Below are 13,374 nucleotides of genomic sequence, written 5' to 3' on the forward strand. Positions count from 1 at the left end.
GAAACAATGCAGATTGCTATTCAGGGAGAGCCCGGCTCTTTCAGTCACGAAGCGACATTAGGGTTCTTTCCGCAGGCAACCATTGTCCCCTGCAGCTTCTCTCCAGAGGTGTTTCGCCTCGTCATGGAGGGGCAGGTAGAAGCCGCTGTAATCCCTATCGAAAACTCGCTTGCCGGTTCGGTCCTCGAACACTACGACCTTCTGCTTCAGAATGACCTGCTCGTTGAGCAGGAAGCCCTGCTGCGTATCCGGCACAATCTCATAGCGGTTCCCGGCTCCGACCTGGGTAAGGTTCGCCGCGTTTACTCACACCCCATCGCCCTGGCCCAGTGCCGCCGATTCTTCGCGGATCACCCGGAAATGGAAGCGGTTCCGTTTTATGACACAGCTGGAAGCGTGAAGCAGGCCACAGAGCTGCGCGATCCATCGGTTGCGGGCATCGCGAGCACACAGGCGGCGATTCAATATGGGGGGCAGATCCTGGCGGCAGGCATTGAGGATAATGCCGAAAACTTCACCCGGTTTTTTGTCCTGAAGCGGCGCGAGCTGGTTCAGGCGAAACCGGAGGCAAATAAAGTCAGCCTGGCCTTCACTGTTGAGAATCGTCCCGGAACGTTGATCCAGGCTCTCCAGACCTTTGCCGGGCTGGGAACGAATCTCACCAAGATCGAATCGCGGCCAGTGCAGGGAAAGCCATGGCAGTACGTCTTTTATGTCGATTACCAGGTTTCCAGCCCGGACACGGCAGATGCCGCGATCAGCTTGCTTACAGAGCACTGCTCCATGGTGAAAGAGCTTGGCCGTTATAAAGCCGCGGAACGCTCATGATCACCTTCTGAAATTTTCAACTCCCATGCCGCCCCGCCGATGAAGAGTTCGTGCGGGGCGATTTTGCATCCAATGAATCCAATTAGGCCAGTTCGGTCGCTTCTAAGTTATTGATTCGTATCAAGCGCTGCCGGGCCCATGGTGTTCTTGCGACCATATTAAATGTGCTGCGTCTAATAGCTAATAATTTGATAAGAAGGCACTCACATGGCCAATGATTTCTTAAGCGAAATTTATCCGAGCGGCACCAAGCAGCGCGAGGAGCGCTCGGGCGGTAAAGCGATTCCGGTTCTGCCGGTTCGCGACACCGTGCTGTTTCCTCATGCTGTTCTTCCGCTCACTGTGGGCCGTGAGAGCTCGATCCAGCTCATCCAATCGCTCGGCGACGAAAAGACCATAGTCGTCGTCGCGCAGCGCGATGCGCGGATGGATACTCCGCAGCCTGCTGACTTGTACACCTATGGCACGCTCGCGACCATTCACAAGGTCGTCAAGATGCCGAATCAGAGCCTCTTCGTCTTCACCGAAGGTACGGAGCGCGTAAAGCTCACTCAGTTTGTGCAGACCGAGCCTTTCATGACGGCGACCGTCGAGCCTCTCGGAGACGTGATTCCGGAAAGCGGTCCTGGAACGGAAGCGCTCCAGCGCAACGTGCTTTCTGAGTTCCAGCAGATCGTCACCGCCTCGCCGACTCTGTCGGACGAGCTGCAGACGATTGCGATGAACATCGAAGACCCGGGCCGCCTGGTGGATTTCATTGCTTCCTCGCTGCCCTTTCTCTCGACGCCTGACAAGCAGGATTTGCTGGAAATGCCGGACGTTGCGGGCCGCCTGGAGCGGGTGAACAAGCACCTTGCCAAGGAGCTTGAAGTCCAGCAGCTGCGCAATAAGATCCAGTCCGAGGTACAGGACCAGGTGCAGCAGTCGCAGCGCGACTACTACCTGCGCGAACAGATGAAGGCGATCCAGAAGGAGCTCGGGGATCACGACGAGGGCCAGAAGGACATCGAAGAGCTGCGCCAGAAGATCGAAGATGCCGGCATGCCGGAAGAGACCAAAAAAGAGGCGCTCAAGGAACTGGGCCGTCTCTCGCGGATGTCTCCGATGGCCGCCGACTACTCGCTCACCCGGAACTACATCGAGTGGCTGGCGGTGCTGCCATGGTCTAAGTCTTCGGGCACGGAGGTGGATATCGTCAAGGGCAAGCAGATTCTTGACGAAGACCACTACGACCTGAAGAAGGTGAAGGACCGCATCCTCGATTACCTGTCGGTGCGCCGTCTGAAGCCGGACATGAAGGGACCGATCCTCTGCTTTGTCGGACCTCCGGGCGTGGGTAAGACCTCGCTGGGCCGTTCGATCGCAAAGGCCCTCGACCGCAAGTTCCAGCGCATTTCGCTGGGCGGCATGCACGATGAGGCTGAGCTGCGCGGACATCGCCGGACGTACATCGGCGCCCTGCCAGGCCAGATCATTCAGAACCTGCGCCGGGCGGGAACCAACGACCCGGTGTTCATGCTGGATGAGATCGATAAGCTGGGCAGGGACTTCCGCGGCGATCCGTCATCGGCGCTGCTTGAGATTCTGGACCCGGAACAGAACAATTCGTTCCGCGACAACTATCTCGATCAGCCGTTCGACCTGTCGAAGGTGCTGTTTATCTGCACGGCGAACCAGCTGGATCCGATTCCGGCTCCGCTGCTCGACCGTATGGAGATCATCGACCTGACCGGCTACACGGAACAGGAGAAGACGCATATTGCGTTCCGCTACCTGATTCCGCGGCAGATCAAGGAGAACGGCATCCTGGCGGAAAACATCGAGTTTCCGGAAGAGTCGGTCGGCTACATCGTGCGCCATTACACGCGAGAGGCTGGCGTCCGTAAGCTGGAGCAGCTCATCGGCACGGTTTGCCGCAAGCAGGCGCGCCGCATCGCCGAAGGCAACACGGAAAAGCTGGTGATTACCCATGAGGTGATTCACGAGTTCCTCGGCGGCATCAAGGTGCGCGTGGATACGGAGATTGCCGAACGCACCAAGCGTGCAGGCGTGGCGGTTGGCCTGGCGTGGACGCCCTCGGGCGGCGACGTGCTCTTCATCGAAGCCAACAAGATGAAGGGCAATGGCGGCTTCAAAATGACCGGCCAGATTGGCGAGGTCATGCAGGAGTCGATGCAGGCGGCGCTCACCTGGGTGAGGTCGAATGCGAAGTCTCTCGGCCTTGAGGAAGACTTCACGAAGGACGTGGACATTCATATCCACGTGCCTGCGGGAGCGATTCCCAAGGACGGTCCTTCGGCCGGTGTGACGATGGCGACGGTGCTGGTTTCGCTGATGACGGATCGCAAGGTGCATCCGCTGACGGCGATGACTGGCGAGATCACACTGAGCGGCAATGTGCTGCCGGTGGGCGGTATCAAGGAGAAGTTCCTGGCAGCCAAGCGTGCGGGTGTGAAGGATGTCATTCTGCCTGCCGAGAACCGGCTGAACGTGGAAGAAGACCTGATGCCGGAGCAGATCGCCGGGGTGAACATCCACTATGCCAGCTGCATCGAGGATGTTCTGAAGGTGGCTCTGCCCCGTACTGTGGCCGAAGAGGTCAAGGATGAGCAGGTCCGCGAAGAGATCCTGCAGCATGCAGAGGTGTAAGACTTAGTTCTGCTTTAGAACCTGAACGAAAAGCCCGCCAACCAGCGGGCTTTTCGTTTTATGCGGAAACCGCTGCTCGACGCATCGGTTGCAGCTTCCAGTAAGTGAGTGAGCGCCATATCCACTCGAATGGACCGAAGCGGAAGCGTGCCAGCCACCACGGTGAAAAGAGCAGTTGGAAGGCCCAGATGGCGAAGACGATGCCGAACTGGTGTACACGGTCGAGTTTGCCGAAGAGCCCCAGCCCCCAGCCGTAGAATAGGAATGTACAGATGAAGGTATGCGTCAGGTAATTCGTAAACGCCATGCGTCCCACTGCTGCCAGGCGCCTTGCCAACCCGGACAGCCAGTTTTTCTGGCAGATGAGCATCACCAGCCCTATCCAGAAGAACGACACGAAGAGGCTTCCCCAGTAGTTGTACTGGAAGTCGAGGAAGAAGCCGACGCGGACCTCCCAGTGATGGTGGAACTTCTGCCAGGCGCCGAAGACGATGATGGGAATACCGACGAGCAGGCCGATCACTATGAACTGCCGGTAGACCCTGGCGGGTAGCTTTGCGCTGAAGACGCCCAGCTTGAAGAGTCCCATGCCGACGAGCATGAGTCCGCAGGCGCGCCAGAAGGTAAGAAAGATCTGTCCCTGTATATCCGACCCTGTGGTCTGCGTGATGCGGTCCGGTTCTTCGGCGCGCCAGCCGCTGCGATAAGTCTGAAGTTCTTTCTGAATGGCCTCCGGGGAGGGCGACCACGAGTGCTCGACAAGATCGGCGGTGCTGTCCTTCGGCCATTGCGGGAAGGTGATGTAGCTGCCGACGTAAAGCAGGGTGCTGACGGCCACGAGGATCATGCCGACAGTGAGCAGCTTCCTGGGCTTCCATTTGCGGGCGAGGTAGGCAAAGAGCCCGCAGAAGCCGTAGGTGAAGAGGATGTCGCCTGTCCAGAGCAGGTAGCCATGCAGCAGCCCGAAGACCATCAGCCAGCCCATACGCCGGTAGTGGATGGGGCCGGGCTTCCTCCCGGAAGCTTCGATCCGGCTGGTCATGAGCAGGATTCCCGCGCCGAAGAGCATCGAGAAGATCGACATGAACTTCAGCTCGGAAAAGAGCATGCAGGCGTACCAGATGGCGAAGTTCAGGCCATGAAAGTCTCCGAAGACGGTCGGGTTCCAGTAGGAGGCGGCGATCGATGAGAAGTCCTGGATGTTCATCGAGAGGATGCCCAGCAGGGCTACCCCGCGAAGCACGTCGATGGACTCAATGCGATCCTTGAGTGAAACGGGAGCTGCCGATAGCACGGTGGACATGAGTTCTCTCTTGCGGGACGGTCGTTCGTCATTTTACCGTGATCGAATTTGCTGACTGTGTATGAAATTTCTCGTCAAACGACGCAGGTATTCTTAGAGAGTATGCGGGTGAAGTTGCTTGTCTTCGGTGTTCTTCGGGATCTGTTCCCGGAATCTGTTCGCGAAATCGAGCTGGAAGAGGGCGCGAAGGTCGCCGATCTGCTCGGAGTGCTGAAAGCTTCCCTGCAAGGGCACGATGCCCTGTGGAGCTCGTTGGCGGTGGCGGTGAACAAGGACTATGCAACCGTTTCCCATCCTTTGGCCAACGGCGACGAAGTTGCGCTGCTGCCTCCGGTCAGCGGAGGCAGCTCCTCCGAAATGATTTTTCTGACTCGCGAGCGGATCGACTCCGATGCGGTCGTCTCCCGGTTAAAGCAGGGCGAGGACGGCGCGGTCGTGGTTTTCGATGGCATCGTACGCAACAACACCCGCCAGCGGCAGACGCTTTTTCTCTTCTACGAATCCTACGAAGAGATGGCCATAAAGCAGATGCGCGAGCTGGCGGTGAAGGCGAAGGCCGACTTTGGCATACGCGATGTCGTGTTGGTGCATCGGCTGGGCAAGCTCGAGATCGGCGAGACAAGCGTCCTGATAGCGGTTGCGTCGGCACACCGGGGGCAGGCCTTCTCGGCGTGCCGGTGGCTGATCGACACGCTGAAACAGACGGTTCCCATCTGGAAGAAAGAGCACTTTGTTGATGGCGAGGTGTGGGTAGACGGCGAGCCGTTTCCGGCAGCACCCGGCGAGGAGCGTAAGGAGTGAAGCGGCTGCTGCTGGTAGTTGCCGGCGTGATGACTCTCTCTGCGCAACAGGGGCCGCCGATACAGGTGGATGTTCATCTCGTGAACGTCTTCGTCAACGTGACGGATGCGGCGGGCGCGCCGGTAGGCGGACTTGGTAAAGATGACTTCTCTCTCACCGAAGATGGAAGGGCGCAGAAGATCTCTTATTTCGAGCGCGAGACAGAGATGCCGCTCTCGGTGGTACTCGCAATCGATACCAGCGGCAGCGTACACAAGGATATTGGCATCGAGAAGGATGCGGCGCATCGTTTTGTCCACGCGCTGATGCGTACGGTGGACCAGCTTGACCTGATCGACTTCAACTCAGAAGTGCGCGAGGTGGTCCCTTTTACGAATAACGTCCGGCGCATCGACGATGGGCTTGAGAACCTGACCATGGGCCCGGCCACTGCGCTCTACGAGGCGATCTATCTGGCTTCGCAAAACCTCTCCGCACGCCGCGGGCGCAAGGTGCTGGTCGTGATTTCGGACGGCGGAAATACCCACAAGGGAACTGACTACCCGGCGGCCCTGGAGCAGGCACTGCGCGACGAGGTGATGGTGTACAGCATCATCGATCTGCCGATTCGTGCGGATGCTGGCCGCGACACGGCGGGAGAGCATGCGCTGATCACGCTTTCACAGGAGACGGGCGGAAAGTACTACTATGCCGACGCGACCAACCTCGACCAGGCCTTCCGCAAGGTCTCTGAAGATCTGCGAACACAGTATCTGCTCGGCTACTATCCGACAAATCGCTCGAACGACGGGCAGTTCCGCTCAATCGATGTCTCACTGACGCAGCCCGCTCCACATGGATCGGCTTACACTGTGCGCAATCGCACGGGGTACTACGCCAACAGAACCCGCTGATTACTGCGGGTTCTGCTGCGGCTGGTTCTGGTCCTGCTGATTGTTCTTGTCGTCGTCGCTCTTCTTGCCGAAGAGTTTGCCCCAGAAGCCGCGCTTTTTCTTAGGCTGCTGATCGGGTTGCTGCGGCTGCTGCTGCGCCACGGCAGGCGCCTGATTGGGCTGCGGCTGACCCGGCTGCGCGGGCTGAGGCGTCATCGGCGTTGCGGGATTGGGCGCAGGTGTCGACGGCTTCTCCCCCAGTCCAAAGATGCGCTGGAAGAGATTCCGCTGGTCGCCGTTCGAGTGGTCGCAGGTGTCGGTCGGCTGTGTGCCGTCGAGGAAGGTCGCGGGGTAGTCGTCCGAGCAGCTTGCGTCGGCGATGAGGTTCGTCGCCTTATCGAGCGATACGGTGATGACGCCTTGCGGCGGCACGAAGTCCTTCGTATCGGAGTACTCGGGCAGGGCAACGGCGCGCTTCATGAATCCACCCCAGATCGGGGCGGCGCCGTGTGCGCCTTCAATTTTCAAATCGGTGTAATCGTCGTTGCCGACCCACACCACGGTCAACAGGTTCGAGGTGTAGCCGACAAACCAGGAATCGTGCTCGGTACCAGTCTTGCCTGCCGCAGGGGCGCTGAAACCCATCGAGCGCACCCCGGCTCCGGTGCCGTGACCGCGCAGAACATCTTCCATGAGCGCCGTAGTTAGAAAAGCAGCTCGTGGGTCAAGAATCGGTTTCGTGGTGGGAGAGTAGTCAGCGACCGGGTCGCCATTTGACTCTCGAACGGAAGCGAGCATCCACGGGTCGATCTTGACGCCGCCATTTGCGAACAAGGTATAAGCGCCTGCCAGTTCGAGCGGCGAAGCGTCGTAGGCGCCGATTGCCATGGCGGGAGTCGCGCGGGCAGACTTGATGCCTGCATCGCGGGCGAGCGAGGCCACGTTATTGAAGCCGACCATCTGGGCAAGGGAGATCGTCGGATTATTCAACGAGCGAATCAAAGCCTCGCGTGCCGTCACCAGCCCAAAGTACTTGCCTTCGAAATCTTTCGGGGAGTAGGTCTGATTGTTTCCGAAGGTGAAGGTGGTCTGCTCGTCGTTGAGCATGGTTACAGGTGTAAAGGTTCCGCTGGTGCCGTCCGAGTTGGTGAGCTGTGCTCCAGCAAGGCTGGTATTGAATGCTGCTGCAAAAACGAACGGCTTGAAGGTCGAAGCAGTCGGCCGGTGCTGAATGGCATGGTTGAACTGGCTGATGCCGTAGTTGCGGCCGCCAACCAGCGCGAGGATCTGCCCGGTGTGTGGGTTGAGAGCAATGAGCGCGACCTGGGGATAGATGACCGGGCTGTTGTCTCCCTGCTTTTCGAGGCGGGCGTGACGCTTGTCAACCTGTTCATCGATCGACTTCATGCCTTCGTCAACAGCTTCTGTAGCGAGACGCTGCAACTGCGGGTCGAGCGAAGTGTAGATGCGCAGACCCTGCTGGTTGTAAGCGTTTTCGCCGAGCTTCTGGGCTAGCTGTTCGCGGACCATGTCCACAAAGTAAGGAGCTTCGCCGGCATCGACGCTGCCGGCGACGAGGTTCAGAGGGGAAGCCTTGGCTTCTTCTGCCTGCTGCTTGGTGATGGCTCCGCTCTCGACCATGGCATCGAGCACGACATTACGGCGGGCGGTCGCGCGCTCGGCGTGGCGATAGGGGTTGAGGCGGCTGGGGCTCTGGATGAGTCCGGCAAGCAGGGCGCACTGGGGCAGCGTCAGCTGGCTGACGTCCCTGCCGAAGTAGGCCTGGGCTGCTTCGCCGAATCCGTTGATGGAGAAGCTGCCGCGCTGGCCGAGCGGAACCTGGTTCGCGTAGATCTCGAAGATCTTCTGCTTGGTGTAGCGGTGCTCGAGCTGGAAGGTGATGATGACCTGCAGGATCTTGCGGCGCAGCGTGCGCTCCGGCGTGAGGAAGAACATCTTCGCCAGCTGCATGGTCAGGGTGGACGCGCCACCCGCGAAGCGGCGATCACCACGGAGGTCGTGCCAGGTCCAGCCGATGAGGCTGTAATAGTCGACGCCGCCATGCTCGAAGAAGCGATGGTCCTCGATAGAAGTTACTGCCTTGACCATCAGGGGCGGCAGCTGATCGTAGGTGACGAGACGGCGCTTGGCGCGGTTCTGATCGGAGAGATCGGTGATCAGGACCGGTTCCAGTTCGTAGGCGCTCAGGTCCTGTCCATTACCGCCGGTGATCTGGCTGATCGCACCGCGGCTGAAGGTGATCGTGGCATTTTCCGGAGCGTGATAGGACTGCTGGCCAGGGCGAACCGTGATGCTGTCGGCGTTCTCGGAATACGTCCCGATAGGGGACGGCTTGCTGTCCTCGTCGGAGGTATAGCCGGCATTACGCAGATCCTGTGTGATGGTGCGCGGCGCAATCTTCTGGCCGGGGCGCAGCTCGTAGGGCGCAGCATAGATCTTCGCGGTGTTGGCGAAGAGTGGCTTCTCCAGTCGCTCGTCGACGATGTGCTTGTACTTGGAGTAGTAAAAGCCGAACACACAGAGGGAAAAAAGAAAGCAGACACCGACGGCGATACCTGCCGCCAGCAGCACCTTGCGCAGGGGAGGCATCTCGAAACCGGTGCCATCCGCCCGTTTGCCGGGGATTTTTATTTTCAAAGCCAAGCGTAACGCCTCGCTTCCATTCTAGATGTTTGGGAGGGGAGAGCTGAGAGTGGGACGACTTTCCTAATGCGGCGGCTCACGATATGTAGACGGTTCGATGCAGGAATTGGCGCGCATGTTGGCATGCGCGCCTTCCTAATCAGCGGCCGACGAGCTGCTTGAGCTGAGAGACAACTTCTTCGATGACAATATCTTGACTCGAAGAGGTCGCACGGCTCACCAGCTCAACTTTGCCTTCCGTCACTTTTTTGCCGACGTTTACCCGGAAAGGGATGCCGATCAGGTCGGCATCCTTGAATTTGACCCCGGCGCGCTCGTCGCGGTCGTCGAGCAGCACGTCGAAGCCGGCGGCTTCGAGCGATTCGGCGAGCTGCGTACCGGCGGCGAGCAGGTTTTGGTCGGCGATATTCGTGACCGTGACCACCACCTCAAAGGGAGCGATCGCCGGGGGCAGGCAGAAGCCGTTGGCATCGTTCGTCTGCTCGATCGACGAGGTCAGGATGCGTTCGATGCCGATGCCGTAGCTGCCCATGATGGGCGTCACTTCCTTGCCGTTGGGATCGAGCACGCGAGCGCCCATGCTCTCGGTGTACTTGTAGCCGAGCTTGAAGATGTGTCCGATTTCGACCGCTTTCGCAACCTTGAGAGGCGATCCGCACTGCGGGCAGGCTTCGCCCTCCGTGACATCGCGGATATCGGCTGCCACCGTCCAGGTGAAGTCGCGGCCGGGCGTTACATTGCGGAAGTGGTAGTCGAGCTTGTTGGCTCCAGCGACGAGATTCTGCCGGTTTTCGAGGCCATGATCGACCACGACGGTTACGCCGTCGCCGTTTTCCGCATGGAAGTCAAGCTTCTTGGCGACGGTCAGACCGATCGGGCCCAGATAGCCGGCGGGTGCGTGGAAGTAGGTTTCGAGCTCGTCCGCCTGCATCGGACGCAGCTCGGCGCCGCCTGCCAGGGTTAGAAGCTTCGTTTCATTTACGAAGTGATCGCCGCGGAGGAAGGCGACAACAGGCTTCCAGGTTGACTTCTTACCGTCGCGGACTTCGACCATGTAGGCCACCGTCTTAATGTCCTGCGCGGGCAGGATCTGGAAGAACTCGGCGACATCGGCGATGGCTGCTTTGCCCGGCGTGTGGACGAGCTCGGGCATGCCGTCGCCGGTGGGAGCGAGGTCTTCGATCGCTGCCAGCTTCGATGTTGCCTTCTCGATGTTTGCCGCGTATCCGCAGCTGGCGCAGCTTACGATCAGGTCTTCACCTGCATCGGTATAGACCATGAACTCCTGCGACTGCGACCCGCCCATGGCTCCGGAGTCTGCCTCGACGGCGACAAAGCTGAGACCGGCGCGAGTGAAGATGGAGCGGTAGACCTTGTCGTGCAGATCGTAGCTCTTATCGAGCCCGGCCTGGTCGATGTCGAAGGAATAAGCGTCCTTCATGATGAACTGGCGCACGCGCAGCAGGCCCGACTTGGGGCGCGGCTCGTCGCGAAACTTCGTCTGGATCTGGTACCAGATCTGCGGAAGCTGCTTGTAGCTGCGCAGTTCCTTGCGGGCGATGTCGGTCATGACCTCTTCGTGCGTCATACCCAGGCAGAGCCACGCGCCTTTGCGATCCTGCAGGCGAAACATGTTCTGCCCCATGGTCGACCAGCGTCCGCTCTGCTCCCACACTTCAGACGGCATGATGCCGGGCAGCAGGAATTCCTGTCCGATCTTGTCCATCTCTTCGCGCACGATGCCGATGATCTTGTTGATCGATCGCTGGCCGAGAAAGAGGTACGAGTAGATGCCAGCGCCCAGCTGGCGGACGTATCCGGCGCGCAGCAGGAACTTGTGGCTTGCGACTTCGGCGTCTGCCGGAGCCTCACGAAGGGTTGGGACAAAGAGTTTCGACCAGCGATGCATTGCGCGAATGAGTACTTTCCTGCGAATTTGTTGGAAACGGTTCAGCCATCATTCTAAATGCAGGTGTCGCCTCCACTCAGGAGAAGGCGATCACCTCGTAGTCCGCGACTTTCGGCAGCTCCACATGCAGGCGATCGCCCGAAGTACGGATTTGAAGCTTGTGGCCGGCGCGCAGGGCCTGAGCCGAGGCGATGTGGCTTCCTGCCGGGGCTTGAAATTCAACCTGCAATGGGCCGACCGGATACGTCTTTGAGAAGAACGGACGCGTCGCGTTCGGATTGGTGTAGTTGAGCAGGTGAAGCGCAAATCCAGGCTCAGTCTGCCAGCCGAAAAGCTGGATCAGGCCGTCGCCTTCGACGATGATCGGCTGGGGCTGATCTCGCAGCATCCAGTGGATCGAGTCGATGATAAGGCGGCTCAGATCGGGGCTGCCGGATTTCCAGAAGGACCGGTCGGTGTCGCCAGGGAAGTACACGATGCGGGAAGATCCCTGCTCACGAAAGATTGCGGCGGCCTCTTCAGTGTGTGGGGTGCGAGGGAAAACCATCTCCGGCGGAAACGCAGGATAGTGCGGGATGACGCTGAGGTAGCGCTGCTCGGCTGGAACAGGACTGAGCGGCACACGGAATTCCGCACCGGGTAGGATGGTCGTGTCTTTGAACGAGGCGAGGATCGGGTGCTCGCGATCGATGTTCATGTAGCTGTTGTCGAGCGGTCCGATTCTTTCTCCGCTCACTCCGGCGCCGAAAAGATCCTTGAGTGCGAGGTCCGGTCTTGAATTTCCCCACTCGTCATACTTCGAAGTTTCAAAAGTAGCGAGAATGCATCCTCCGCTGCTTGTGTACTCGCGGATCGCGGTGCACTGCGCATCGCTCATGAAAGCGGCATTGGGAATCAGGAGGGCTTTGTACTTTTTCAGCGTCTCGGCGCTGAGGTTGTCTTCATGCACGAAGTCGAAGAGGAAGCGGCCTTCGAGCAGTGCCGCGTACATGCCTTCGAGGTATTCCGCGGAGTCGATCGTCTCTCCGTTGAGCTTTCTGGTTGCTGTGCCATTTGAACCGTAGAAAGCGACGGTCTTCTGCGGATAGAGTACGGCGATCTCCGCGAGAGAGGCTCGATTGCGAAAGTGCGACTGGTTCGTGGCCAGCCAATCGAAGAACGCGCGTCCCGGCTCGCGCCAGCGGTTGTCCTGCACCTGCCCGCCCAGCCGGTGCAGCCACGGAACCATTCCGCTTGCAGCAGCCTGCGCTGCCCACATCGTCATCTCGGCAGGCGGTTTGCTCGTGTGGCGCCAGTCGATACTGCTGTTGCTGTAGGAGCCGACGACGTTTGTCACGGTACGCCCGTTCATAACCGATCGCGCGACGTGCCCCTGCTGCGCACACATCCAGACCGGCGTGTTGCCGGTGCGGCCCTGGTTATCCGCATTGAACCATGCTGCGACTTCGCCCAGGCGCTTCACATCTTTCACGGTGCGCATGCCGCCGCCGAGATTGCCGACATAAACGGAGTCGGCATTATGCTCCTGCGCGGTCTTCTGCCAGAGCTGCCAGACGGTGGCGATGCGATCCATGTAGATGTCGTAGTACCTGCGATAGACGGGGTTGTGTACGTCGGTCGTCTCCGGCGGAGTGCCTCCGGTCTGTTCGCGGTAAATCTTCTGACAGTTTTCGCAGTGGCAGACTTCGAGCGCTTCGGTTCCCGGCCAGCCATTCGTGTAGAAACCGTCGGGCATGTAGTGCTGGTTGATCTCGCGATAGATGGCTGGCATCTGCTCAGTGAAATACGTGCTGAACATGCAGGTCTTGTAGAGCCACGGACATTCGTTATGCCGGCGTGGAGTGCCATCGGCATTGTGCTGGAACCATTCGGGATGTGCCTTGAACGCCTCCTCGTAGGCGTAATTGCAATCCATGCGAGCAACGACACGCATCTTCTTCGCGCGGGCAGCCTTCGTCATCTCTCCGAAGAGATCGCGCGAGCCGAGGAACTCGCTGCGATGGTGATAAGGGACCTGCGTCGGATAGAACGCCATGATGCCGCCGCCGTTGAGCAGAACGGCATCGATGCGCAGCGACGCCCAGTAGTCCATCCACTCTTCCGGCTTCATCGTCAGCGGGTCGCGCTCGTTGAAGTTGATCTGGCCGCAGCGAAGCATCGTCTGGTACCACGGTGCGGCTTTGTCGACAGCTTCGGCGTTAAGTTTGCCTGCTGAAGTGGCGATCAGCGAAGCTGCGGACACAGCGAGAAATTCCCGACGGTTCATTCCTGCTCCTGCGAGGGGATTGCGAGGCATATTTTTCGGACGCCCCACTATAAAAGGTTGGCGATGGAACTGGCATGAACAG

The 13,374-nt window shown here is 59.3% G+C and carries 8 protein-coding genes; 4 read left to right on the forward strand and 4 right to left on the reverse strand.

The features are described from left to right. Window positions 1–6: 6 nt before the first annotated feature. Window positions 7–828: a prephenate dehydratase gene (gene pheA / locus LJD29_RS12000; RefSeq protein ID WP_446741774.1), complete on the forward strand. Its 822-nt coding sequence runs from the start codon at window positions 7–9 to the stop codon at window positions 826–828. Between the two features lie 207 nt (window positions 829–1,035). After that, window positions 1,036–3,477 carry an endopeptidase La gene (gene lon / locus LJD29_RS12005; RefSeq protein WP_446741775.1) on the forward strand — a complete coding sequence of 814 codons (2,442 nt, stop codon included), beginning with the start codon at window positions 1,036–1,038 and terminating at the stop codon, window positions 3,475–3,477. Window positions 3,478–3,535: 58 nt separating this feature from the next. Here the strand turns inward: lon and LJD29_RS12010 are convergent, their stop codons facing one another. Beyond that, a complete protein-coding gene (locus LJD29_RS12010) occupies window positions 3,536–4,780 on the reverse strand; it encodes a DUF418 domain-containing protein (protein WP_446741776.1) in 1,245 nt (414 codons plus the stop codon). Between the two features lie 102 nt (window positions 4,781–4,882). Here LJD29_RS12010 and LJD29_RS12015 point away from each other — a divergent pair, with 102 nt between their 5' ends. Continuing rightward, window positions 4,883–5,581, forward strand: a complete 699-nt coding sequence (locus LJD29_RS12015; protein ID WP_446741777.1) for a molybdenum cofactor biosynthesis protein — start codon at window positions 4,883–4,885, stop codon at window positions 5,579–5,581. Beyond that, window positions 5,578–6,474: a VWA domain-containing protein gene (locus LJD29_RS12020; protein WP_446741778.1), complete on the forward strand. Its 897-nt coding sequence runs from the start codon at window positions 5,578–5,580 to the stop codon at window positions 6,472–6,474. The genes LJD29_RS12015 and LJD29_RS12020 overlap by 4 nt, the downstream gene beginning before the upstream one ends. Here the strand turns inward: LJD29_RS12020 and LJD29_RS12025 are convergent, their stop codons facing one another. From LJD29_RS12025 to LJD29_RS12035, 3 genes are all read right to left on the reverse strand, one after another. Beyond that, the gene (locus LJD29_RS12025; protein ID WP_446741779.1) at window positions 6,475–9,117 is read right to left on the reverse strand and encodes a transglycosylase domain-containing protein; all 2,643 of its coding nucleotides are present in this window, start codon (window positions 9,115–9,117) and stop codon (window positions 6,475–6,477) included. A gap of 139 nt (window positions 9,118–9,256) precedes the next feature. Then, window positions 9,257–11,026 carry a proline--tRNA ligase gene (locus LJD29_RS12030; RefSeq protein WP_446741780.1) on the reverse strand — a complete coding sequence of 590 codons (1,770 nt, stop codon included), beginning with the start codon at window positions 11,024–11,026 and terminating at the stop codon, window positions 9,257–9,259. 76 nt (window positions 11,027–11,102) lie between these two features. Then, window positions 11,103–13,292 carry a beta-galactosidase trimerization domain-containing protein gene (locus tag LJD29_RS12035; protein ID WP_446741781.1) on the reverse strand — a complete coding sequence of 730 codons (2,190 nt, stop codon included), beginning with the start codon at window positions 13,290–13,292 and terminating at the stop codon, window positions 11,103–11,105. Window positions 13,293–13,374: the final 82 nt, after the last annotated feature.

Origin of the sequence: Silvibacterium acidisoli, from assembly GCA_022870745.1 — a bacterium.
GTDB lineage: Bacteria > Acidobacteriota > Terriglobia > Terriglobales > Acidobacteriaceae > Silvibacterium.